The following is a 22,586-nucleotide window of genomic DNA, read 5'->3' on the forward strand; positions in this document are numbered from 1 at the left end:
ATTAAAAGGCAAAAAAGGAGTGAGCTTAGGCTCACTCCTTTTTATAATAAATCCGCTGCTAGTTGTGCTAAATTAGAACGCTCTCCTTTAACAAACTTTACATGACCACTAATACGTTGTTCTTTAAACTTCTCTACAACATATGTTAAACCGTTATTATATTCATCTAAATACGGGTGATCAATTTGCTGAGGATCCCCCATTAATACAATCTTACTTTTTTCGCCTACCCTTGTTAATATCGTCTTCACTTCATGCTTCGTTAAATTTTGTGCCTCGTCAATTATAATGAACTGGTCTGGAATACTTCTCCCGCGTATATAGGTAAGCGCTTCTACTTCAATCGAACCCATCCCAGCTAAAATAGCATCTAGCTCCCCAGGCTTTTTCGTGTTGAATAAATACTCTAGATTATCAAAAATCGGCTGCATCCACGGTCTTAATTTTTCCTCTTTCTCTCCTGGTAAATAACCTATATCTTTTCCTACCGGTACAATCGGTCTCGCGACAAGTAGTTTTTTATATAACCCTAAATCTTCCGTTTGCATTAGTCCCGCAGCTAATGCAAGTAACGTTTTTCCTGTACCGGCTTTCCCTGTTAACGTTACAAGTGGAATATCTTCCCGAAGTAGCAATTCTAACCCCATAATTTGCTGCACGTTTCGTGGACGTATCCCCCACACTTGCTCATTGTGAAAAATAAGTTTCTTTACCTTCTTACCTAAATGATCCACAATCCCAAGTGCAGAACTAGAACCCCCCAGTGCATCTTTCATTACAACAAACTGATTTGGATAAAAAGGATGATTTGCGATTTCAGATAAAGGTAGTTCACCTTTTTCATAAAAATAATCTAACTGTTCTTTTGATATATACCCTTCTAAAAATCCTGAATATATATTTTCCACTTCGATTACTCGGTCACTTAAATAATCTTCGGCCTGCAATCCGATTGCATCAGCTTTTACCCTTACGAGTACATCTTTACTTACTAAAATAACTGATTTCCCGTCCTCTTTTTCTTGTTCTTCTAAAGCTAAGTTTTTCGCTACCGCTAAAATTCGATTATCATTTGTTTTTTCTACAAAAATATCTTGTAGTTGAACAAATGAGCGATGATTTAATTCAATACGGAATGTACCTCCGTTTTCTAACGGAATACTTTCATGCAGCTTTCCTATTTCACGAAATTTGTCTATTAACTTAGATACATAGCGAGCATTTCGTCCTACTTCATCCATATAACGTTTTTTCGAATCAACCTCTTCTAACACAACTGCTGGAATCACTACTTCATTTGTTGCAAATGAAAAAATAGATAAAGGATCCTGCAAAAGTACATTCGTATCTAACACATAAATTTTATCCAACCTGTTACCCCCTGACTCCACTTTTAAATTTGTAGAACAAGGGTTTCATCCATATAAATATGGACGAACCATTGTTATAATTATATGTACCGTAAAAACGAGGTAGAATCGAAATTCATAGAAATTAAACCTTTTCTTTATTTTTTATTCATTTCTATTCAATATATTACTTTTAATTATAATTTTTCACATTAAATCACAATACTCACTTGTAAAAGTTTATGAACGATGTTCCTATTCATCTTCTTTATAATTCTTTCATTCCTACTAATACTTGATTATCAAGCTTTTTAGCAGCACGAAGATCATATGTTTTTTCATATGTTGGTTCAGTAGCAAGTTTCGCACCATAAAACATAACATCACGAACTTCTTGCACAGTCACTTCTACTACCGTTAATTTTAGAGGAATCCCTTCCATTCTATCTGTTAAAATTTCACTTTCACCACTTATGGAAAATACGGATTCATTCGCCATTATAGTCAATACAACCCCTGCACTATGCCGTATATTTCCCACAATACGTGAGCGTTGATCTACCGCAAATCGAATACTAGTTTCACTCACTGCATATACCCAAGAAATAGCACTTACGTTAGGGATTTGTTTTTCGAAATCTGTTGTTGCTATCATAACGATACATTCTTTACGCAAAGATTGTACTAAGTCATCTGTCAATGTAGGCTCAACTACATTCGCCATATTTCCACCTCCAAATATTCTTTATATATCCTTATCATAACCTATTTTTCGAATTGCGAAAATATTATTTTTTCCCGCTATTATTCAAAAACATTATACTTCCATGATATACTTATACTGATAGAATTCGTATTGAGGTGACGAAATGAGAGTCAAATGTATGATTTGTGATAAAAAAGATATGTTAGATGACGAAAATCCTATGGCAAAAAAACTGCGTAATCGCCCTATTCATACATATATGTGCATGGAATGTACGGAACGAATTGCAGAGCGTACTATGGAACGCCATGCGAGTGGTAATTTCCGATTATATCGTGATAAAAAAGTAGAAGACGATTGGTAAACCGGAAATAAGTCCTTAATCATATAGATAAGGACTTATTTGTATTTTTCTGGTTCACGATTCATCTGATCCAAAAAACAATCAATGGCTTCTACCGGAAATCTTGCACACCTTATTTCTCCATCAATTTCATATGTAATCAAATACATTTCCTCATTCTTTTCAACTTCTACATTTCGTAATTTATGCTCTTCATATATCATATTTTGAAATAATACATACGTTTCTTGTGCAGCGCTATCATCTGGACGTGCTTCCGCAACCGTTTTAATTGTTAACCAATTATATAGTGCATCTTGTACTGAGCGCATGAAAGCCCCTCCTTTTTTCACCCTGTTTTTTGTTGTTTAGCTTGACGTAAACGCAGTCTATAAATTCCAAGTACAATTGCCGCTACAACTAGCCCCTCTCCAACGGGTAAAAAAACTGCAAAAAAAGTTAATACCGTGCATCCAATTGCTAAAGATGTATATATCACTATATTTTTTAGCACCGATAGCTTCCTTGCAAATCCTAAATTATATACAAGTGCACTTAATAAAATTATTGTTCCATAAAGCAACCACATCCCTAACTCTGGATTTTCATCAACTTTACAAAGTTTCGCGAAAAATGACATCCTTTCTAACACTATCTTTCACCTCTTCTCATGAAACAAATTCTCTTTATGTACTTAATACAAGAGTAACTCGCAAAAAAAATACTGTCCACAAAAAAAGAGTAAATATTCTAAAAAAATAAACATAAAACAAAAAAACAGCTACCTTTATAAAAGGTAGCTGTTCTATTATTTTATGCTTCAACAGATTTCTTTTTCTTAGCAGCTCTTTCGCGCTCACTCTTATCAAGAATCTTTTTACGTAAACGAATTGATTCTGGAGTTACTTCACAGAACTCGTCATCGTTTAAGTACTCTAATGACTCTTCTAAAGTCATTAAGCGTGGTTTTTTCATTGTTGAAGTTTGATCTTTCGTCGCAGAACGAATGTTAGTTTGTTGTTTCATTTTTACAACGTTAACTGTTAAATCATTCTCACGTGTATGTTCTCCAACGATCATACCAGCATATACTTCTGTACCTGGTTCAACGAAGATTACACCACGATCTTCAACTTGCATAATACCGTATTGTGATGCTTTTCCTGCTTCAAGTGAAACTAGAACACCTTGGCGACGTCCACCAACTTGTCCAGCATGTACTGGTTGGTAGCAATCAAATGTGTGGTTTAAAATACCGTAACCACGAGTTAATGTTAGGAATTCTGTTGTGTAACCAATTAAACCACGTGCTGGAACCATGAAAGTAAGGCGAACTTGACCGTTTCCGTTATTCACCATATCTAACATTTCACCTTTACGTGCACCCATTGATTCCATAATAGAACCAGTGTATTCTTCAGGCACATCGATTTGTACGCGCTCTACAGGCTCACTTCTTACGCCATCGACATCTTTAATAATTACTTCAGGCTTAGATACTTGTAGTTCATACCCTTCACGACGCATGTTTTCAATTAAGATAGATAAATGTAATTCCCCGCGTCCAGATACGATCCATGCATCAGGAGAATCTGTATTATCTACACGTAAACTTACATCTGTTTCTAATTGTGAACGAAGACGCTCTTCAATTTTACGAGATGTAATGAATTTACCTTCACGACCTGCAAATGGGCTGTTATTTACAAGGAATGTCATTTGTAATGTTGGCTCATCAATACGTAATAATGGTAAAGCCTCTTCATGCTCGACCGGACATACCGTTTCACCTACGTTAATGTCTTCCATACCTGAAACAGCTACTAAATCTCCAGCTTTTGCTTCTTCAATTTCTTGACGTTTTAATCCAATGTAACCAAATAATTTAGTTACACGGAATTGTTTTACACTTCCGTCAACTTTCATTAATGCAACTTGTTGTCCTACTTTCATTGTACCGCGGAATACGCGTCCAACCCCAATACGACCAACATAGTCATTGTAATCAAGAAGTGCTACTTGGAATTGAAGTGGCTCTTCGCTGTTATCAACTGGTGCTGGAATATGTTCAATAATCGTGTCAAACAATGATTTCATATTCTCTTCTTGATTTGCTGGATTCGAATCTAAGCTTGCTGTTCCGTTCATTGCTGATGCAAATACAACTGGGAACTCTAATTGATCTTCGTTTGCACCAAGTTCGATGAATAAGTCAACTACTTCATCAACTACTTCATCAGGGCGAGCGAAGTCACGGTCAATTTTGTTTACAACAACGATTGGAGTTAAGTTTTGCTCCAGAGCTTTCTTTAAAACAAATCGTGTTTGTGGCATACAACCTTCATATGCATCAACAACAAGTAGAACACCATCAACCATTTTCATGATACGTTCTACTTCTCCACCGAAGTCAGCGTGACCAGGTGTATCTAAAATGTTAATTCTTTTATCTTCATAGTGAATCGCAGTATTCTTCGCTAAAATTGTAATACCACGTTCTCTTTCTAGATCATTTGAGTCCATTGCGCGTTCTTCAATATGTTCATTCGCACGGAACGTCCCCGCTTGACGTAATAACTGGTCAACAAGTGTTGTTTTACCATGGTCAACGTGGGCAATAATTGCTATATTTCGTAAATCTTGTCGTTTTTTCAACATGTCCAACTCCTAATGTCTTTTTAATCCTTCTCTATTATAAGAGCGAAGGGGATACAATGGCAATCAAAATAAAATCAAGAATGAAAATATAGTTGTATTCTTACTTTTGTGAAAGTAAAATAAGATTGGAGGGTGAAGAAATGGAACACATTCAATATCGCTTTTTATTAACAGCAATTATCGGTGTTATCTTCTTAATTGGTATCGGAATTATGATTGCTGAAAATAGTCCCATCGGCATTATTATTTGCATTATCGGCACATTTGTTACAGTTGGATACGGTTTTGTAACAAAAAGAAAAATGCGTAAATCGCAATAACATTAAAAAGTAAGAAGCTTCTTTATGCCTCTTACTTTTTTTCATTATTGCGATACAAATGGTAATAATTCTTCGTATACTCCTGGTTTTGCAACTAACACACTGCTTTTCTCTACAATAGAAAGGGGCGTTCCCAAGAACGTTGTCACTTTACCCCCAACTTCTTCTACAATAATCTGTCCCCCGCCAAAGTCCCATGGCGATAAGCGCGGTGTTACATATGCATCTAATCTTCCCGTTGCAACATATACCATTTCTAACGCTGCACAACCATATGACCTCGTACCTCTCGCCTTCTTAACGAGCATCATCATTTTTTCCATATTAAGCAATGGATTATCGGTAAGCCATATCGCATTCAAAGCTATAATTCCATGCTCTACCGTTCCTTTTTCCAGCATGGGAATAGCTAAATCATTGCAAAAAGCCCCTTCTCCCTTTACCGCATGATATAGTTCATCATGAACCGGATCATAAATAAGACCAATCTTTCCGATACCGTTCTCATAAATCCCGATTGAGATTGCGAAATTCCTTTTTTGATGAACAAAGTTCATCGTGCCGTCAATTGGATCAATTAACCAAACAACCCCATTAGAAGAGGTAATCTCATCTCCGTAGCCTTCTTCTCCTAAAATATTATGAGCCGGGAATGTTTCTTTAATTTTCCCAATCAAAAACTGCTCCGTTTCTCGGTCCATGTTTGTTACTAGATCAGCTGCATTTGACTTTGTTTCTATAATAAGTGTTTTTTTCAGTGACGCCATTAAATGTTCTCCGGCTTCTCGAATCCACTGTTTCGCGTGTGTATCGATGTCTTTCCATACTTCTTGCATGTTTAAACACTCCGATCTATACTGTTCACAGAAAAAACGAACCCTTTATAAGGTTCGCACCAACTAATTATTTATACATATACTATTATTACGCTTCTAAACGGATCATTTCAAGTCTTAACACTTCTAATTTTTGTACGCACTCTTCTTTTTTCTGTTTGTCGTTATCCATCATCGCATCATATAAAGTTGCTAATTCATAATCTAGCTCCAAACGTAGCACCGGAATTCTCTTTTCAGCATCTGTTCTCTTTAACGCATTAATCACCTGTCTCATTTTTTTGCCTCCTCCCAATATTCGTCTGCCCTCGGACTAGAATTGATTTAATTTTCTGATTTTTTGTTTTATACTATACTATGTTGGATAAATCATCTATGCAACAAAATTATATTTTTTTATTTAAATTTTTTTGTGCTGTTTTTTTTATGAATAGTACAAGCTATGCTAAAATTAAAACAAAATAGGAGTTGGAGGAACAATCATGACACTACAAACATTCACATCCACTGATTTTGAAGTCTTTACTGTTGATGGTCTTGAAGAACGAATGAGCGCAATTAAAACGAATATTCATCCTAAGCTAGACGCTTTAGGGGAACAGTTTGCAGAATATTTATCACAACAAACTGATGAAAACTTTTTCTACCATGTAGCAAAACATGCACGCCGCAAAGTCAATCCACCAAACGATACTTGGGTTGCTTTTTCAACAAATAAACGTGGATATAAAATGTTACCACACTTTCAAATTGGTTTATGGGGTACTCATGCCTTTATATACTTTGGTTTAATCTATGAGTGTTCACAAAAAGTGGAGACGGCTCACGCCTTCTTAGAACATTTAAATGATTTAAAAACAAATATTCCAAATAACTTCGTTTGGTCCATTGACCATACTAAACCAGGTGTAAAATTACATAAAACGCTTGAAACAGAAGACTTACAAAAGATGATTGAACGTTTAGCTACTGTGAAAAAAGCAGAGTTATTAGTCGGTATTCATATATCACCAGAGGAGTTTTCAGCAATGACCAACGAACAATTCCTTGCTAAGATTGAATCTACGATGCAACCACTCCTTCCTTTATATGCACTTTGTAATCGATAGTAGAAAACGGACAATTTATATTGTCCGTTTTTAGTTGTTATCACATTATAGCACTTCGTATTTTATTTTTCAAAATATTTTTACATTTTAACAATCTTTTTTTCCGCTACTTCCTTTGCTTTTTGAATCGTACGATATATAGAATATCCACTTACTTCTTGAAATTCTTTATCAATTTTTTTCTCCGCTGCCTTCGATGGCACAATCTCTTTAAAACGACGATATAATTCCATCAAATCTTCTCTCAAAACTCCTTTTTCATATACCTTTTCAATCGCTTCATAAAACTTTACAACTGCTACCATTTCTTCATTTGACCAATCGTAATCAAGTGGATATTGATATTCCATTTTTGCACCTCATTCAGTATTCTTTCTTTTTCTATTATGCTACCTTTAAGAGAACCTTTTATTCTTCACTATAGCCACTCTGCATTATACACCATTTATCCATTTCAATGGAATTGTCTTCCTCTTTGCGGTATTTAAAATATAACTATTAAACATACTCACCTTGAAAATGCGATTTTTCTATACATCTATAATTATTGGTGATATAATGCTTTTGTTTTATAGAGAATAAAGTGAGACTACCATCCCCAAAAAGGCTTTTGCGAATGGCAGAAAAACAAGTCAAGTTCTAAAAGTTTGCCATCTTAATTTGCTTTTAGAATGAGATGAAATCATATAAAACAAACTCTAATAAATATTACGAAGAAGAAGGGGTGTATAGATTGTCCCAATACGAAACACCATTGTTTACCGCTTTAGTTGAGCACAGTAAGCGAAATCCAGTTCAATTCCATATTCCTGGTCATAAAAAAGGACAGGGCATGGATCCTACATTTCGCGAATTTATTGGGCATAATGCATTAGCAATTGATTTAATTAATATTGCGCCGCTCGATGATTTACATCATCCAAAGGGTATGATTAAAGAAGCACAGGATTTAGCAGCCGCTGCTTTCGGTGCAGATCATACGTTCTTTTCTATTCAAGGTACAAGTGGTGCAATTATGACAATGGTGATGAGCGTTTGCGGTCCTGGGGATAAAATCCTCGTGCCACGGAATGTGCATAAATCAGTAATGTCAGCTATTATTTTCTCAGGTGCAAAACCAATTTTCATGCATCCTGAGATTGATCCGAAGCTCGGTATTTCACATGGGATCACAATTCAATCTGTCAAAAAGGCTCTTGAAGAGCACTCAGATGCGAAAGGCTTACTTGTTATAAATCCAACATATTTTGGGTTTGCTGCAGATTTAGAGCAGATTGTAGAATTAGCTCATGCTTACGATATTCCTGTACTTGTTGATGAAGCTCACGGTGTTCATATCCATTTTCATGATGAACTGCCGATGTCAGCTATGCAAGCGGGTGCAGATATGGCAGCAACAAGTGTTCACAAATTAGGAGGGTCTTTAACCCAAAGCTCTATTCTTAATGTAAAAGAGGGTCTTGTTAATGTAAAACATGTTCAATCCATTATTAGCATGCTTACGACTACATCAACTTCTTACATTTTGTTATCATCTCTTGATGTTGCCAGAAAACGTCTTGCTACAGAAGGAAAAGCTCTCATAGAACAAACAATACAATTAGCTGAACATGTTCGTGATGCTATAAATGTTATTGAGCATCTTTATTGTCCTGGAAAAGAGATGCTAGGTACAGATGCTACTTTTAACTATGATCCTACAAAGATAATTGTATCTGTAAAAGATTTAGGTATTACAGGCCATCAGGCTGAAGTATGGCTTAGAGAACATTACAACATTGAAGTAGAACTCTCTGATTTATATAACATACTTTGTCTTATCACATTTGGAGATACAGCAAGTGAAACAGATACACTTATTACAGCATTACAAGATTTAGCAGCAACATACAGAAATAGAGCAGATAAAGGTGTTCAAGTACACGTAGAAATTCCAGAAATACCTGTGCTAGCACTTTCTCCTAGAGATGCTTTTTATTCAGAAACAGAAGTCATTCCATTTGAAAACGCAGCAGGTCGTATTATAGCTGATTTTGTTATGGTTTATCCGCCAGGGATTCCAATCTTTACTCCGGGGGAAATTATTACACAAGATAACTTAGAGTATATTCGTAAAAATTTAAAAGCTGGGTTACCTGTACAAGGTCCCGAAGATATGACATTACAAACATTACGTGTTATTAAAGAGTACAAGCCTATCAGTTGATAGGCTTTTCTTTCACCTTTTTTCTCTTTTTTTCATACGATACTAAAGAATTTGACATTCTCACCCCTAATGGGGCAAGCTGACTAACATCAGTGGGATTCTTGCTACCAAAGGCGAAGTCCATTTCTGGTATCGCTGACGTGCAAGATTGCGGTGTGCCATCACCACTCTCACAACAAATCGTATAGGTTCGTGTGCTACGGTACTCTATACCATACCGTACAGATTCGTGTTCAGGTGTTTTAGCGTCTTGTTCTTGACGACACATATCATTTTACCGATAGCTTGAATTCGGCTATCGAACTCCCTATGATATCTTTTTTTCAAGGAACACATTGGCATTTTAAAGACTTGTACTTGTCTGTAGTTAAAGTCTACCAAAATATAAAGTGAAACTTTAATCAGTAGGGGTTTTGTTCATCCCTCACTGATTATTAGCCTTCACCAATCGGGCGTTTACGGGCAGCCCGCCTCCCACCTAACTTCTTCGCTCCAGCCGAATTTTGAAGTGGGAGTCTTACTGCCCGCAAATAGCGGGATAAATGTTTTTCTATGAAAAAGCGATACTTTCATCCTATGTCTAAAGGCGGACTAAAGTCCAATATGGGCTTTCCCGTATCGCGAAATCTGTAACGTATAGGTGGGGATACCATTATGATTGTGATAGGTCGTTCTATTGTACACCCTTATATCACAAATGAATATGAGCCATTTGCAGCTGAAAAACAACAGATTTTATCCATAATGGCGGGAAATCAAGAAGTTCATTCCTTCCGAACAGCCGATGAACTCAGCTTTGATCTTAATTTACGAGTTAATATTATTACTTCCGCGCTAGAACTTTTTCAAAGTGGATTTCAGTTTCGTACATTTCAACAATCTTTTTGCAACCCTCAGTTTTGGGAAAGAACATCACTTGGCGGATTTCAACTACTCCCAAACGTACCACCCTCTATTGCCATCCAAGATATTTTTAAAAACGGAAAACTATATGGAACTGAATGTGCCACCGCAATGATTATCATTTTTTACAAAGCATTACTATCATTATATGAGGAAAAAACTTTCAACCGTTTATTCGCAAACCTCTTACTTTATACATGGGAGTACGATCGCGACTTAAAGCTCATAACAAAAACGAGTGGCGATATCGTTCCAGGTGACCTCGTTTACTTTAAAAACCCACAAGTTAATCCAGCTACGATTGAGTGGCAAGGAGAAAATACAATCTATCTAGGAAACTTCTTTTTTTACGGACATGGCGTAGGCGTAAAAACGAAAGAGGAAATTATTTATTCATTAAATGAACGAAGGATTCCTTATGCTTTTATTTCAGCTTATTTAACCGATTTTATTACTCGTATTGATAGCCGTATGATGAGTCAATATACCTCTCCTAACACGCCACAAACATCAATAGGATTTATTCCTATTAGAGATGATGCAATCGTTGCAACAGTCGGACATACAACTACAATCTATTAAAAAAACGCCTACATGTGTAGGCGTTTTTTCTTAATTATTAAGCTTTTGAATGTTCTTTATGGTCACATTCGCAATGAGATCCACATTTCCCATAAAGTACTGTTGATTTTTCATCTTCAAAATGTCCGATTGTTCCTTCACAAACTTGGCATACGATTGTTCCCATTTTCATTTCCCCCCTGAGTTTTAAGAATAATCTACTTATATATGATTAAGCTTTCGCATTGTCTCTACTAGCACAGTCACAATTTGAACCACATTTCCCATAAAGTACTGTCGTTTTCTCATCCTCAAAATGTCCGATTGTTCCTTCGCAAACTTGACATACGATTGTTCCCATTTTTCATTTCCCCCTAAGTTTATGGTCCTAAAAACTTTTAGCTGTCAATTTCCTATCAATTATTGGGCTTTTGTATGTTCTGTGTGATCACATCCGCAAGATCCACATTTCCCGTAAAGTACCGTTACTTTCTCATCCTCGAAGTGTGCAATTGTACCTTCACAATCTTGACATACGATTGTTCCCATTTTTCATTTCCCCCTAAGTTTATAATCCCAAAAACTTTTGTAACCGCTTAACTTTCTGTCTTTATTTTAATATGTTATACTTTTTACGTCAATAGGTTTTTAGTATAACACATTAAATATTTTAAAATTAAATTAGTATGCGATATTAACACAAAAAAACAGCCATATCTCATACGTACGACTGTTTCTTGTTAATTATTCTTCATACTCCGCATGCAAAGAAGTAGACGGAACAAGAAATTTAAAAAACTGAGCTAACTCCTCCGCCTCCTCTTCTGATCCTAACTTAAAAGTTTCTTGTATATATGGAACATTTTCTACATCATCTCGCCCAAGCAAAGTAGATCTCCCTGTTTGCATACAAACAATAAGTGGCTTTCCAAAAAACATATTTGTATAAATAACTCCAAAATCATAACGTGTATCATGCGTCATAAATCCTAAAAATCGTACCTTCACACTTTCATGCTCATCATACAATTTTTCAAACATCAGTTTCCACCTTTCTAAATAACACTTCCTACTCAATTAATATATTAAACAAAAAAAGCAATACTCCTTTTAATTGTCAAAAAATTCAGTAGGATGTAGAATGATATTATTCTACTAAGCTAAGGGGGAATTTGTATGCAACACGCCTTTATCACACTTGTACCTAAATCCAATCAACAATCTGTTTCAATAGAGGATGTTAAACACCTTTTTCATAACTATAAAACCGTTACTTCCAAGACTGGTGATCAAATTAATTATGCTTATACAGGTACAGCTTTTCCTTATGAAATATTAGATACATCAGCAACAACATTAAAACTCCAATCGAGTCACGATCGATATGATTCTATTTATGTTGGGATTGGAATAGAAAAGGAACAATCTTTCATTCAGGTTTCTTTACCTACTACAGCAACATTTGGTGATAAAGGAAAAGCAAATGAATTTAGCCGTTTTTTAGCGAAGAAATTAGAAGGAGAGTTACAACTATTTAATGGAAGAACAATGTATTTCTATAAACGTTAATTTAAAAAATAGAGAATATGATTAAAAAAAGTATGCAATTTGAACACGTAAGGAATAATGCTTGCTTTCTTACGTGTAATACAAAACATGCAATCACATATGCCAAATAAAGAAATACGAAAAAGAGAATTACTTTATAATGAAACTTATCACCATTCGATAATGTTAATACAATGGAAAAACCACTCCATAATAGAAAATGATAAAATATAACATGTAATATTCTCATGGAACCTTCTCCTTTGACATGCTCTATTTTATTAATATATGGGATTAAGTTTGAATCAATTACATATTATATAACGGCATATATTCTAACCGTTCATTTAAAGTATTATATATTCATTCGACAAGTACATATAAAGACCTTGCGAGTCATTTTATGAAAATAAAAATAACCCATCTCTTTAAATAAGAGATGGGTTATTTACATTACTTAAATTATTTTACAATGTGAATTGGCATTCCAAGAGCAACTTCAGCTGCTTCCATTGTGATTTCACCTAATGTTGGGTGAGCATGAATTGTTTGAGCGATATCTTCAGCTGTCATTCCAGCTTCGATAGCTAAACCAATCTCAGAGATAATATCAGAAGCACCTGCACCTGCAACTTGTGCACCTACAAGAAGACCATCTTCTTTACGTGTTACAAGTTGTAAGAAACCGTCAGTGCTGTTTAATGATAACGCACGACCGTTTGCAGCGAATGGGAACTTAGATACAGCTACTGTCATTCCTGCTTCTTCAGCTTGTTTCTTAGTGTAACCAACAGATGCTAATTCTGGATCAGTGAAGCATACTGCAGGAATTCCGATGTAATCGATTGCTGATGCATGGCCACTAATTACTTCAACAGCTACTTTACCTTCGTAAGAAGCTTTGTGAGCTAATGGTGGTCCAGGAACGATATCACCGATTGCATAGATGTTTGAAATATTTGTACGGCATTGCTCATCAATTTCGATGATGCCACGGTCAGTCATTTTAACTCCAACTTGCTCAAGACCGATTTCTTGAGTATTTGGACGACGACCTACAGTTACTAAAACGTAATCTGCTTCAACAGTTTTCACTTCACCGTTAACTTCGAAGCTAACTGTTACACCGTTTTCTGTTTCTTCAACGCCTTTAGCCATAGCTTTTGTATGGATATTTACGTTACCTTTTTTCTGAAGTGCACGCTTAACAACAGAGCTCATTGCTTTTTCAAAACCAGCTAAGATTTCATCGCCAGCTTCTACTACAGTAACTTCTGTACCGAAGTTAGCATATGCAGTTCCTAATTCCATACCGATATAACCGCCGCCGATTACAACAAGTTTTTTAGGAATTTCAGGTAAGCTTAATGCACCTGTAGAGTTGATAACACGTTTAGAGTATTTGAATCCAGGAATTTCGATTGGTGTAGAACCAGTTGCAAGAACAGCATTTTTAAACGTATAAGTTTGTGCTGCATCTTCAGTCATTACGCGTAATGTGTTAGCATCTACGAAGTAAGCTTCACCGCGAATGATTTCAACTTTGTTACCTTTAAGAAGGCCTTCAACACCGCCAGTTAATTTCTTAACTACGCCGTTTTTCCATTCTTGAACTTTTGTAAAGTCAACTTTTACGTTCTCTGCAGTGATACCCATGTCATCAGAATGCATTGCATTCTCATAACGATGACCTGCATTGATTAACGCTTTTGAAGGAATACATCCAACGTTTAAGCATACGCCACCAAGGTTAGCTTTTTCAATAATCGCTACCTTTTGACCTAATTGTGCTGCACGAATTGCCGCAACGTATCCACCAGGACCTGCACCAACAACGACTGTATCTAATTCAATTGGGAAATCTCCTACTACCATTGTTATTACGCCTCCATTACTAATAATTGTGGGTCATTCAATAGACGTTTAATTTGGTTTAATGCTTTTTGAGCAGTTGCGCCGTCAATTAAACGATGGTCAAAGCTTAGAGATAATGCTAATACTGGAGCTGCAACGATTTCACCGTTTTTCACAACTGGTTTCTCAGCGATACGGCCGATACCAAGGATTGCTACTTCTGGGTGATTGATAACTGGAGTGAACCATTGTCCACCTGCAGAACCAATGTTTGTAATTGTGCAAGAAGCACCTTTCATTTCAGTTGGAGCTAAACGACCGTCACGTGCTTTACCAGCAAGTTCATTGATCTCGTTAGAGATAGTAAAGATAGATTTACGATCTGTATCTTTAACAACTGGTACTAATAGACCTTTGTCTGTATCAGCTGCGATACCGATGTTGAAGTAATGTTTATGAACGATTTCTTGAGAAGCATCGTCTAAAGCAGTATTCAACATTGGGAATTCACGTAATGCAGACGTTAAAGCTTTTACAACGTATGGAAGGTAAGTTAATTTAATACCTTTGTCAGCTGCAACAGCTTTGAACTTCTTACGGTGAGCAACAAGTTCTGTTACATCTACTTCGTCCATTAATGTTACGTGAGGAGCTGTATGCTTAGAGTTAACCATTGCTTTCGCAATCGCTTTACGGATACCACTCATTTTCTCACGAGTTTCTGGATATTCACCAGCTGGGATTGGTTGTGCTTTTGGTGCTTCTTCTTTCGCTGCTGCTGGAGTAGCTTCTACTGCTGCTGGAGCCTCAGTTGCTGCTACTGGTTGTCCACCATTTGCAAATGCATCGATGTCAGTTTTCACAACACGGCCGTTCTTACCAGAACCAGCTACTTTATGAATATCTACACCTTTTTCACGAGCATATTTACGAACAGATGGCATAGCGATTACGCGCTCATTTACTACTTCTGCAGTTGCTGCTGCTGGAGTAGCTGCTGCTGGAGCTTCTACTGCTGCTTCTTCAGCTTTTGGAGCTTCATCGTGATCGTCACCTTTAAATTTAAGGTTTTCGTATCCAGGAGCATCAAATTTAATTAATGTATCTCCTACTATTGCAACTGTTCCTTCTTCTACAAGTACTTCAAGTACTTTACCTTTAACAGGAGAAGGTATTTCTACTACTGCTTTATCATTTTGCACTTCAAGAAGTACATCGTCTTCATTAACTTCATCGCCTGGTTTAATAAACCATTTTACGATTTCACCTTCGTGGATACCTTCACCGATATCTGGTAGTTTAAATTCAAATGCCACGGAATTCAGCCCCCTGATTCATTTCATTATTATGGAATATGTACAAAAGAAACCAGCATGTGCTGATTTCTTCTGCACATGAAAAACTAAAAATTAGAAGTTCATTACTTTGTTAACAGCTTCAACAATATCTTTATGGTTTGGTAACCATACGCTCTCAGCTTGAGAGAATGGGAATACTGTATCAGCAGCTGCAACACGTACAACTGGAGCTTCTAAGTTTAAGATTGCACGGTCGTTAATTTCCGCTACAACGTTAGCTGCAATACCAGCTTGTTTTTGAGCTTCTTGAACTACAACTACGCGGCCTGTTTTTTCAACAGAAGCGATGATTGTTTCGATATCTAATGGTTGAACTGTACGTAAGTCAACAACCTCTAAAGAGATACCTTCTTTTTCAAGTTCTTCAGCAGCTTTTAATGCAGCATGAACCATAGCACCATAAGCGATAACAGATACATCTGTACCTTCACGTTTGATATCAGCTTTACCTAAATCAATTGTGTATTCGCCTTCTGGTACATCTTGACGGAATGAACGGTACAATTTCATATGCTCTAAGTAGATAACTGGATCGTTGTCACGAATCGCAGAGATTAAAAGACCTTTTGCATCGTATGGAGTAGATGGAATAACAACTTTTAGACCAGGTTGTTGAGCCACTAATCCTTCTAAGCTATCAGCATGTAGTTCTGGAGTATGAACGCCACCACCGAATGGAGAACGAATTGTTACTGGAGCAGTCCAACGTCCACCAGAACGGTAACGCATACGAGCTAATTGACCAGAAACTGAATCCATTACTTCATAAATGAAACCGAAGAATTGGATTTCTGGAACTGGACGGAAGCCTTCAAGTGCAAGTCCAACTGCAAGTCCACCAATACCAGACTCTGCAAGTGGCGTGTCCATTACACGATCTTCACCGAATTCAGCTTGTAAACCTTCAGTAGCACGGAATACTCCGCCGTTTACACCAACGTCTTCACCAAACACAAGTACGTTAGGGTCATTTTTCATTTCAACGCGTAAAGCATCAGTGATTGCTTGAATCATTGTCATTTGAGCCATGGCTTACTTCGACTCCTTTTCTTTGTAAATTTCATATTGTTCAGCTAAGTTGTAAGGCATTTTTTCGTACATGATTTCCATTAAATCAGTAACTTTTTGTTTTGGAGCTTGGTCAGCCTTAGCAATTGCTTGTTTGATATCTTCTTTTGCTTCTTCGATTACTTTCTCTTCTACTTCTTGAGACCACAGGCCTTTGTTTTCTAAGAATGTACGGAAGCGTACGATTGGATCTTTTTGTTCCCATTCGTTTTCGATATCTTTTGTACGGTAACGAGTTGGATCATCACCAGCCATTGTATGTGGACCATAACGGAATGTTAAAGTCTCGATTAAAGTAGGGCCTTCGCCGTTTACTGCGCGCTCACGAGCGAATGCAGTTGCTGCGTATACAGCTAATGGATCCATACCGTCTACTTGAATTCCGTAAATACCTGCTGCTACTGCTTTTTGTGCTACAGTTTTAGCTGCAGATTGCTTTTCTACTGGAGTAGAGATTGCATAACGGTTGTTTTGTACAACGAAGATTGCTGGAGCTTTGAATGCGCCCGCAAAGTTCATACCTTCGTAGAAGTCACCTTGTGAAGCACCACCGTCACCAGTGTAAGTAATTGCAACAGATTTTTTACCACGTAGTTTCATACCTAACGCAACACCAGCAGTTTGGATGATTTGCGCACCGATAATGATTTGTGGAGCAAGTGCATTTACATTCTCAGGCATTTGGTTACCCATGAAATGTCCACGAGAGAATAAGAATGCTTGATATAACGGTAGACCGTGCCACACTAATTGTGGAACATCACGATATCCTGGTAAGATGAAATCTTCTGCTTCAAGTGCGAAATGACTTGCTAATTGAGAAGCCTCTTGTCCAGCAGTTGGTGCGTAGAAACCTAAACGTCCTTGACGGTTTAAAGAAATAGAACGTTGATCTAGTACGCGAGTATACACCATACGGCGCATTAATTCTTTTAATTGATCATCAGATAATTCAGGCATAGCTGCTTCATTCACAACTTCGCCTTTTTCATTTAAAATTTGTAATGTTTCAAATTGAGCTGCGATAGCTTTCATTTGCTCATCAACATTAAATAGGGTCTTTTTTGTTTTAGTACCCATTCCGTTCACCTCTTCCTCTCTTGAACCATATTCTGAAACGCTTTCACTATCTATTAACTAGACTGAAAGCGCAACAATGTAAACCAACAAATTTGTCTGTCGGTTGAGAATAATTTTGTGTACCTAACAATCTGTACTAATGTTTTTTCAAAAACATATTAATACAATCTTGATCACGTTTTTTAGTTTACAACTATTCTAATTACGATGTCAATTACTTTGAATACGTTTTTTTATAAATAATATGCAGGTTTCCTCTACACAAACGTGTTTTTATTTTTCACATCTGTATTAGTAAGCAATAACCTACTGTTATATTATTCCCTTTTTAACTTGTTTTTTCTCTTAGAATAATATGTAAACGATTTAATTCTCTTTAGTTTTTCTCTCTTCTCAATAAAATTATACAAACACTTCTTCCTTTTTTAGGTAAATACCTATACATTTCTGATCATTCCTCCATACATTATAGTAACCGCAGTATTAGCGGGAAATGATAAAGGAGGTCATCTCATGTACGGATACTCATATTGCTATCCAACAACTTGTTCATATCCTTCCTACGGTTATGGCGGTTCTTATGGCGGATCTGGAAGCGGCTTCGCCTTAATCGTTGTGTTGTTTATCCTTTTAATTATCGTTGGCGCTGCTTGCATTCGCTAATTAATGTAAAATGAAACAACTATGGAAAGAAACAGACGGCTTTGCCGTCTTTTCTTTTTAGTACATAACTTATCTGTAGAAGATTTGTTTCCAAGTAGCTCTTCCTTACTTGCCGATGACTTTTTTTATCTCCTTTGGTAGACTAAAGAAGAAAGGAGAGATTACATATGCTTACAATGAATGAGGTAATTCGTGAAGGAAATCCTATTTTGCGCGACGTCGCAGAAGAGGTCTCCTTACCTGCTAGCGAGGAAGATACAAATACCCTTAAAGAAATGATTGAATTTGTAATAAATAGCCAGGACCCTGAAATGGCTGAAAAATATAATTTACGCCCCGGAATCGGATTAGCGGCTCCACAAATCGGTATTTCAAAGAAAATGATTGCGGTTCATGTAACTGATACGAACGGTACGTTATATAGCTACGCATTATTTAACCCAAAAATCATTAGTCATTCTGTTGAACGTACATATTTACAAAATGGTGAAGGCTGTCTATCTGTAGACCGTGAAGTACCTGGTTATGTCCCTCGTTACACAAGAATTACAGTAAAGGCAACAACGATTAACGGTGAAGACGTAAAACTGCGATTAAAAGGTTTACCAGCAATTGTATTCCAACATGAAATCGACCATTTAAACGGTGTTATGTTCTATGATCATATTAATAAAGACAATCCATTTGTGGCTCCCGATGATTCAAAACCTCTAGAGCGATAATAATAAAAAGGCGGAAGTTAACCTTCCGCCTTTTTATTATATGAAATGGGTTCCACACTTACTTATAACAAGCCAGCCCACTTTAATCCGTGATAAATACCATCTTCATTAACATCTTTTGTCACATAATTAGCAAGTTTTTTCAAATCCTCATGACCATTCCCCATCACAATACCCGTTCCTACTGCTCCAATCATTTCTAAATCATTTAATCCATCCCCAAATGCATATACTTGTTCACGATTAAATCCTATTTTCTCAATAAACTTCTCAATCCCTTTTGCCTTAGAACCACCATTAGGAATAATATCCATTGAATATGCATGCCAGCGTATAAAATGAAAATCTGGATAATGATGAATAAACTTTTCTTCTTCGTTTACTTCACAAAAAAGAAGCGTTTGATAAATATCGCGTTTCTCATAAAAATCAGGTTCATATGCCGGGTGCTCGAATTGTAAGCTTCCAAAACCTTCTTTTACATAATCATGATATTCCACTGACGCTCTCATTTCTTGATGGTCAAGATATACAAGTGGATATCCTTCTTGTTTTGCAAACTGAGTAAACTTATGTAGAGCAGCTGGGTGTAACGGATTATTAAATATTACCTCATCTTCAAATACAACATACTGTCCGTTAAAACTAACATAATTATGTATATTGAGTTCCTCACGAATATCTTCAAACATAAATGGCGCACGCCCTGTCGCAATCGCTACATGCACACCTTTTTCTTGTAAGTCTCTTACTGCATCTCTTGTAGATTGCGGAATTTTTTTATCATGATCTAATAATGTTCCATCAATATCAAAAAAGACAATTTTATCATTCATTTGTCAAAATCCTTTCTGGCACTCTATATTCCTATTTTGATTATCACTTTTCAAATTTCAAAAAAAAGTATAACATATTAAACATCTGTGAAGAAAGCGTTCACTTTCTGACCTTATTTATGAAATGTGCATATACTATTAGTAAAAAAATGTGGATACTTGTTCGGATGAATTTTCTTTTCTATTCTTCCTCATACTATATCTATAACTAACGGCTACTAATCGTTACTATAGGATAACTTACACTATACTAAAAAGAACAAGATTCACTATTCACTTCTAATCTTCTTTCTTATACGGGAGACGGAGTTATCATTAGTAATATGCATGTTTAAAATAAGGAAAGGAAGGAGTAATCATGCTGAAGAAGCTGAAGAAAAAGCTCAAGCGTTATTTAAACGATTTAGTCCGTAAGAAGACTATCGCTTAAATTGTGCCCATTTCGGGCTTTTTCTTCATTCTCATTCGAAAAAACATGAAAATCGTGACTGTTTGCTTTATAATAAGTAACAGATAATGCAAAACATAGACAAGGAGAGGTTTCCCCAATGATTTTTAAAGTATTTTATCAAGAAAAATTAACTGAGGTCCCAGTACGTGAAAATACAAAAGTTTTATATTTAGAGGCTACGTCTCAAAAGGATGTTCGTAAAAAATTACAGAAGTTCGCATATAATATCGAGTTCGTTCAGTCTGTTACTGGAGCTCATCTTGAATATGAAAAACAAAACGCTGATTTAATATTAGCGGAGATCGTATAGTCATATGAAATTCCTAAAAAATGATCAAGTTGCCGTTTTTGCTCTCGGTGGTCTTGGTGAAATCGGTAAAAATACATATGCTGTTCAATTTCAAGATGAAATTATTATAATTGACGCTGGAATTAAATTTCCAGAAGACGAACTCCTCGGGATCGATTATGTAATACCAGATTACACTTATTTTGTGCGAAACGAAGATAAAATTAAAGGGTTATTCATTACACATGGTCACGAAGATCATATCGGTGGAATTCCTTATCTATTACGTCAAGTAAACATTCCAATTTACGGCGGAAAATTAGCAATTGCCCTAATAAAAAACAAATTAGAAGAGCACGGATTACTTCGTAAAGCAAAACTTTATGAAATTCAAGAAGATGATGTTATTAAATTTAAAAAGACATCTGTTTCCTTCTTCCGTACAACTCACAGTATTCCGGATTCATACGGAGTTGTTGTGAAAACACCTCAAGGACAAGTCGTTCATACAGGTGATTTCAAATTTGATTTCACACCAGTCGGTGAGCCAGCAGATTTAACAAAAATGGCCGAAATCGGAAAAGACGGTGTACTTTGTCTCTTATCTGATAGTACAAACAGTGAAGTGCCAAACTTTACGATGTCTGAGCGCCGCGTTGGTGATAGTATTCAAGATGTATTCCGCAAAGTAGACGGTCGTATTATATTCGCAACCTTTGCATCGAATATCCATCGTTTACAACAAGTCGTTGAGGCTGCTGTTGAAAACAATCGTAAAGTAGCTGTATTCGGTCGCAGTATGGAGGCAGCTATTGAAATCGGACAAAACCTTGGTTATATCCGGTGTCCAAAGGATACATTCATAGACACATCTCAGCTAAACCGCCTACCAACTAATAAAGTTGTTATTTTATGTACAGGTAGTCAAGGGGAGCCAATGGCAGCACTTTCACGTATTGCCAATGGTACACATCGTCAAATTCAAATTATCCCTGGCGATACAGTTGTTTTCTCTTCTTCACCAATCCCAGGCAATACAATTAGTGTAAGCCGTACAATTAACATGTTGTATCGTGCTGGCGCTGATGTAATCCATGGTAAACTCTCAAATATTCATACGAGTGGACACGGTGGACAAGAAGAGCAAAAACTAATGCTACGTCTAATGAAACCGAAGTATTTCATGCCAATTCATGGTGAGTATCGTATGCAACGTATGCATATGAAATTAGCGAATGATTGTGGTATTCCAGAAGAAAACTGTTTCACCATGGATAATGGAGATGTTCTTGCTTTACGTTCAGATGAAGCAAGCGTAGCTGGGAAAATCCCATCTGGCTCTGTCTATATCGATGGAAATGGTATTGGAGATATCGGTAATATCGTATTACGTGATCGTCGCATTCTTTCTGAAGAAGGACTTGTTATTGTAGTTGTAAGCATTGATATGAAAGAATTTAAAGTTGCAGCAGGACCTGATATCATCTCGCGTGGTTTCGTTTATATGCGTGAAAGCAGCGATTTAATCAACGATGCTCAAACATTAATTACAACACATTTAGAAAAAGTAATGGAGCGAAAAACAACACAATGGTCTGAAATTAAAAATGAGATTACAGACACATTAGCACCATTCCTATACGAAAAAACGAAACGTCGTCCAATGATTTTACCAATCATTATGGAAATATAAGAAAAAGGACAATGCCTCCTCGGCATTGTCCTT

The 22,586-nt window shown here is 36.4% G+C and carries 28 protein-coding genes; 10 read left to right on the plus strand and 18 right to left on the minus strand.

Annotated elements, in window-relative coordinates; genetic code table 11:
* Positions 1-41: 41 nt before the first annotated feature.
* Together MR071_RS08365 and MR071_RS08370 are read right to left on the minus strand one after the other, a co-directional pair.
* A complete protein-coding gene (locus MR071_RS08365; protein ID WP_105584712.1) occupies positions 42-1,370 on the minus strand; it encodes a PhoH family protein in 1,329 nt (442 codons plus the stop codon).
* 247 nt (positions 1,371-1,617) lie between these two features.
* Positions 1,618-2,073 carry a pyridoxamine 5'-phosphate oxidase family protein gene (locus tag MR071_RS08370; RefSeq protein ID WP_002121984.1) on the minus strand — a complete coding sequence of 152 codons (456 nt, stop codon included), beginning with the start codon at positions 2,071-2,073 and terminating at the stop codon, positions 1,618-1,620.
* 145 nt (positions 2,074-2,218) lie between these two features.
* On the opposite strand from MR071_RS08370, the gene MR071_RS08375 reads away from it, so the two are divergent.
* A complete protein-coding gene (locus tag MR071_RS08375) occupies positions 2,219-2,419 on the plus strand; it encodes a YlaI family protein (RefSeq protein ID WP_002111485.1) in 201 nt (66 codons plus the stop codon).
* A gap of 35 nt (positions 2,420-2,454) precedes the next feature.
* On the opposite strand, the gene MR071_RS08380 is transcribed toward MR071_RS08375, so the two are convergent.
* From MR071_RS08380 to typA, 3 genes are all read right to left on the minus strand, one after another.
* Positions 2,455-2,730, minus strand: a complete 276-nt coding sequence (locus tag MR071_RS08380; RefSeq protein ID WP_002146008.1) for a hypothetical protein — start codon at positions 2,728-2,730, stop codon at positions 2,455-2,457.
* Positions 2,731-2,747: 17 nt separating this feature from the next.
* Entirely contained in the window at positions 2,748-3,050 is a 303-nt protein-coding gene (locus MR071_RS08385; RefSeq protein WP_002066917.1) for a YlaH-like family protein, read from the minus strand.
* 161 nt (positions 3,051-3,211) lie between these two features.
* A complete protein-coding gene (gene typA / locus MR071_RS08390; protein ID WP_002111487.1) occupies positions 3,212-5,056 on the minus strand; it encodes a translational GTPase TypA in 1,845 nt (614 codons plus the stop codon).
* A gap of 140 nt (positions 5,057-5,196) precedes the next feature.
* Here typA and MR071_RS08395 point away from each other — a divergent pair, with 140 nt between their 5' ends.
* Positions 5,197-5,376: a DUF5325 family protein gene (locus MR071_RS08395; RefSeq protein WP_000400127.1), complete on the plus strand. Its 180-nt coding sequence runs from the start codon at positions 5,197-5,199 to the stop codon at positions 5,374-5,376.
* Positions 5,377-5,420: 44 nt separating this feature from the next.
* On the opposite strand, the gene MR071_RS08400 is transcribed toward MR071_RS08395, so the two are convergent.
* Together MR071_RS08400 and MR071_RS08405 are read right to left on the minus strand one after the other, a co-directional pair.
* On the minus strand, positions 5,421-6,212 hold the full coding sequence (locus MR071_RS08400) for an inositol monophosphatase family protein (RefSeq protein ID WP_078181626.1): 792 nt from the start codon (positions 6,210-6,212) through the stop codon (positions 5,421-5,423).
* An 88-nt stretch (positions 6,213-6,300) separates the two neighbouring features.
* Positions 6,301-6,489: a hypothetical protein gene (locus tag MR071_RS08405; protein ID WP_002121995.1), complete on the minus strand. Its 189-nt coding sequence runs from the start codon at positions 6,487-6,489 to the stop codon at positions 6,301-6,303.
* A gap of 205 nt (positions 6,490-6,694) precedes the next feature.
* On the opposite strand from MR071_RS08405, the gene MR071_RS08410 reads away from it, so the two are divergent.
* Positions 6,695-7,321 (plus strand): YktB family protein, encoded by a 627-nt coding sequence (locus MR071_RS08410; RefSeq protein ID WP_105584710.1) that lies wholly within the window; start codon positions 6,695-6,697, stop codon positions 7,319-7,321.
* Between the two features lie 80 nt (positions 7,322-7,401).
* On the opposite strand, the gene MR071_RS08415 is transcribed toward MR071_RS08410, so the two are convergent.
* On the minus strand, positions 7,402-7,671 hold the full coding sequence (locus tag MR071_RS08415) for a UPF0223 family protein (protein WP_002111491.1): 270 nt from the start codon (positions 7,669-7,671) through the stop codon (positions 7,402-7,404).
* 383 nt (positions 7,672-8,054) lie between these two features.
* Between MR071_RS08415 and speA the strand changes: the two genes are divergently transcribed.
* Positions 8,055-9,527 carry an arginine decarboxylase gene (speA, locus tag MR071_RS08420; RefSeq protein WP_242235686.1) on the plus strand — a complete coding sequence of 491 codons (1,473 nt, stop codon included), beginning with the start codon at positions 8,055-8,057 and terminating at the stop codon, positions 9,525-9,527.
* 654 nt (positions 9,528-10,181) lie between these two features.
* The gene (locus MR071_RS08425) at positions 10,182-11,012 is read left to right on the plus strand and encodes a protein-glutamine gamma-glutamyltransferase (RefSeq protein WP_105584708.1); all 831 of its coding nucleotides are present in this window, start codon (positions 10,182-10,184) and stop codon (positions 11,010-11,012) included.
* Positions 11,013-11,049: 37 nt separating this feature from the next.
* Here the strand turns inward: MR071_RS08425 and MR071_RS08430 are convergent, their stop codons facing one another.
* From MR071_RS08430 to MR071_RS08445, 4 genes are all read right to left on the minus strand, one after another.
* A complete protein-coding gene (locus MR071_RS08430; protein ID WP_000536795.1) occupies positions 11,050-11,178 on the minus strand; it encodes a GapA-binding peptide SR1P in 129 nt (42 codons plus the stop codon).
* 45 nt (positions 11,179-11,223) lie between these two features.
* Positions 11,224-11,352, minus strand: a complete 129-nt coding sequence (locus MR071_RS08435) for a GapA-binding peptide SR1P (protein WP_002033839.1) — start codon at positions 11,350-11,352, stop codon at positions 11,224-11,226.
* Between the two features lie 59 nt (positions 11,353-11,411).
* Positions 11,412-11,540, minus strand: a complete 129-nt coding sequence (locus MR071_RS08440; RefSeq protein ID WP_000536778.1) for a GapA-binding peptide SR1P — start codon at positions 11,538-11,540, stop codon at positions 11,412-11,414.
* A gap of 195 nt (positions 11,541-11,735) precedes the next feature.
* Positions 11,736-12,032 (minus strand): DUF3055 domain-containing protein, encoded by a 297-nt coding sequence (locus tag MR071_RS08445; RefSeq protein WP_000462037.1) that lies wholly within the window; start codon positions 12,030-12,032, stop codon positions 11,736-11,738.
* 135 nt (positions 12,033-12,167) lie between these two features.
* Here MR071_RS08445 and MR071_RS08450 point away from each other — a divergent pair, with 135 nt between their 5' ends.
* On the plus strand, positions 12,168-12,560 hold the full coding sequence (locus tag MR071_RS08450) for a DUF1885 family protein (RefSeq protein WP_242235688.1): 393 nt from the start codon (positions 12,168-12,170) through the stop codon (positions 12,558-12,560).
* Between the two features lies 1 nt (position 12,561).
* On the opposite strand, the gene MR071_RS08455 is transcribed toward MR071_RS08450, so the two are convergent.
* From MR071_RS08455 to pdhA, 5 genes are all read right to left on the minus strand, one after another.
* On the minus strand, positions 12,562-12,789 hold the full coding sequence (locus MR071_RS08455) for a hypothetical protein (RefSeq protein WP_002088334.1): 228 nt from the start codon (positions 12,787-12,789) through the stop codon (positions 12,562-12,564).
* Between the two features lie 212 nt (positions 12,790-13,001).
* Positions 13,002-14,414, minus strand: coding sequence for a dihydrolipoyl dehydrogenase (lpdA, locus tag MR071_RS08460; RefSeq protein WP_105584706.1), 1,413 nt, complete (start codon positions 14,412-14,414; stop codon positions 13,002-13,004).
* Positions 14,415-14,419: 5 nt separating this feature from the next.
* A complete protein-coding gene (gene pdhC, locus MR071_RS08465; RefSeq protein WP_105584705.1) occupies positions 14,420-15,709 on the minus strand; it encodes a pyruvate dehydrogenase complex dihydrolipoyllysine-residue acetyltransferase in 1,290 nt (429 codons plus the stop codon).
* 93 nt (positions 15,710-15,802) lie between these two features.
* Complete coding sequence (pdhB, locus tag MR071_RS08470) at positions 15,803-16,780, minus strand: pyruvate dehydrogenase complex E1 component subunit beta (RefSeq protein WP_088097569.1); 978 nt, start codon at positions 16,778-16,780, stop codon at positions 15,803-15,805.
* A gap of 3 nt (positions 16,781-16,783) precedes the next feature.
* On the minus strand, positions 16,784-17,899 hold the full coding sequence (pdhA, locus tag MR071_RS08475; RefSeq protein WP_097904475.1) for a pyruvate dehydrogenase E1 component subunit alpha: 1,116 nt from the start codon (positions 17,897-17,899) through the stop codon (positions 16,784-16,786).
* A gap of 513 nt (positions 17,900-18,412) precedes the next feature.
* Here pdhA and MR071_RS08480 point away from each other — a divergent pair.
* Both MR071_RS08480 and def read left to right on the plus strand, forming a co-directional pair.
* Entirely contained in the window at positions 18,413-18,562 is a 150-nt protein-coding gene (locus MR071_RS08480; protein ID WP_242235690.1) for a YjcZ family sporulation protein, read from the plus strand.
* A gap of 167 nt (positions 18,563-18,729) precedes the next feature.
* Positions 18,730-19,284, plus strand: coding sequence for a peptide deformylase (def, locus tag MR071_RS08485; protein ID WP_105584704.1), 555 nt, complete (start codon positions 18,730-18,732; stop codon positions 19,282-19,284).
* Between the two features lie 62 nt (positions 19,285-19,346).
* Here the strand turns inward: def and MR071_RS08490 are convergent, their stop codons facing one another.
* The gene (locus tag MR071_RS08490; protein ID WP_105584703.1) at positions 19,347-20,120 is read right to left on the minus strand and encodes a Cof-type HAD-IIB family hydrolase; all 774 of its coding nucleotides are present in this window, start codon (positions 20,118-20,120) and stop codon (positions 19,347-19,349) included.
* 548 nt (positions 20,121-20,668) lie between these two features.
* Between MR071_RS08490 and MR071_RS08495 the strand changes: the two genes are divergently transcribed.
* Entirely contained in the window at positions 20,669-20,881 is a 213-nt protein-coding gene (locus MR071_RS08495; RefSeq protein WP_000576437.1) for a DNA-dependent RNA polymerase subunit epsilon, read from the plus strand.
* Between the two features lie 4 nt (positions 20,882-20,885).
* On the plus strand, positions 20,886-22,553 hold the full coding sequence (gene rnjA / locus MR071_RS08500; RefSeq protein WP_105584702.1) for a ribonuclease J1: 1,668 nt from the start codon (positions 20,886-20,888) through the stop codon (positions 22,551-22,553).
* Positions 22,554-22,586 lie beyond the last annotated feature (33 nt).

Origin of the sequence: Bacillus cereus group sp. BfR-BA-01316 (assembly GCF_022664195.1) — a bacterium.
Taxonomy (GTDB): domain Bacteria; phylum Bacillota; class Bacilli; order Bacillales; family Bacillaceae_G; genus Bacillus_A.

Excerpts from the sequence above, each read along its gene's own strand:
- MR071_RS08370 (WP_002121984.1), bottom strand. The coding sequence starts at position 2,073 with ATGGCGAATGTAGTTGAGCCTACATTGACAGATGACTTAGTACAATCT.
- MR071_RS08375 (WP_002111485.1), top strand. The coding sequence starts at position 2,219 with ATGAGAGTCAAATGTATGATTTGTGATAAAAAAGATATGTTAGATGAC.
- MR071_RS08380 (WP_002146008.1), bottom strand. The coding sequence starts at position 2,730 with ATGCGCTCAGTACAAGATGCACTATATAATTGGTTAACAATTAAAACG.
- typA (WP_002111487.1), bottom strand. The coding sequence starts at position 5,056 with ATGTTGAAAAAACGACAAGATTTACGAAATATAGCAATTATTGCCCAC.
- MR071_RS08395 (WP_000400127.1), top strand. The coding sequence starts at position 5,197 with ATGGAACACATTCAATATCGCTTTTTATTAACAGCAATTATCGGTGTT.
- MR071_RS08400 (WP_078181626.1), bottom strand. The coding sequence starts at position 6,212 with ATGCAAGAAGTATGGAAAGACATCGATACACACGCGAAACAGTGGATT.
- MR071_RS08405 (WP_002121995.1), bottom strand. The coding sequence starts at position 6,489 with ATGAGACAGGTGATTAATGCGTTAAAGAGAACAGATGCTGAAAAGAGA.
- MR071_RS08410 (WP_105584710.1), top strand. The coding sequence starts at position 6,695 with ATGACACTACAAACATTCACATCCACTGATTTTGAAGTCTTTACTGTT.
- MR071_RS08415 (WP_002111491.1), bottom strand. The coding sequence starts at position 7,671 with ATGGAATATCAATATCCACTTGATTACGATTGGTCAAATGAAGAAATG.
- MR071_RS08425 (WP_105584708.1), top strand. The coding sequence starts at position 10,182 with ATGATTGTGATAGGTCGTTCTATTGTACACCCTTATATCACAAATGAA.
- MR071_RS08430 (WP_000536795.1), bottom strand. The coding sequence starts at position 11,178 with ATGGGAACAATCGTATGCCAAGTTTGTGAAGGAACAATCGGACATTTT.
- MR071_RS08435 (WP_002033839.1), bottom strand. The coding sequence starts at position 11,352 with ATGGGAACAATCGTATGTCAAGTTTGCGAAGGAACAATCGGACATTTT.
- MR071_RS08440 (WP_000536778.1), bottom strand. The coding sequence starts at position 11,540 with ATGGGAACAATCGTATGTCAAGATTGTGAAGGTACAATTGCACACTTC.
- MR071_RS08445 (WP_000462037.1), bottom strand. The coding sequence starts at position 12,032 with ATGTTTGAAAAATTGTATGATGAGCATGAAAGTGTGAAGGTACGATTT.
- MR071_RS08450 (WP_242235688.1), top strand. The coding sequence starts at position 12,168 with ATGCAACACGCCTTTATCACACTTGTACCTAAATCCAATCAACAATCT.
- MR071_RS08455 (WP_002088334.1), bottom strand. The coding sequence starts at position 12,789 with ATGAGAATATTACATGTTATATTTTATCATTTTCTATTATGGAGTGGT.
- lpdA (WP_105584706.1), bottom strand. The coding sequence starts at position 14,414 with ATGGTAGTAGGAGATTTCCCAATTGAATTAGATACAGTCGTTGTTGGT.
- pdhB (WP_088097569.1), bottom strand. The coding sequence starts at position 16,780 with ATGGCTCAAATGACAATGATTCAAGCAATCACTGATGCTTTACGCGTT.
- pdhA (WP_097904475.1), bottom strand. The coding sequence starts at position 17,899 with ATGGGTACTAAAACAAAAAAGACCCTATTTAATGTTGATGAGCAAATG.
- MR071_RS08480 (WP_242235690.1), top strand. The coding sequence starts at position 18,413 with ATGTACGGATACTCATATTGCTATCCAACAACTTGTTCATATCCTTCC.
- def (WP_105584704.1), top strand. The coding sequence starts at position 18,730 with ATGCTTACAATGAATGAGGTAATTCGTGAAGGAAATCCTATTTTGCGC.
- MR071_RS08490 (WP_105584703.1), bottom strand. The coding sequence starts at position 20,120 with ATGAATGATAAAATTGTCTTTTTTGATATTGATGGAACATTATTAGAT.
- MR071_RS08495 (WP_000576437.1), top strand. The coding sequence starts at position 20,669 with ATGATTTTTAAAGTATTTTATCAAGAAAAATTAACTGAGGTCCCAGTA.
- rnjA (WP_105584702.1), top strand. The coding sequence starts at position 20,886 with ATGAAATTCCTAAAAAATGATCAAGTTGCCGTTTTTGCTCTCGGTGGT.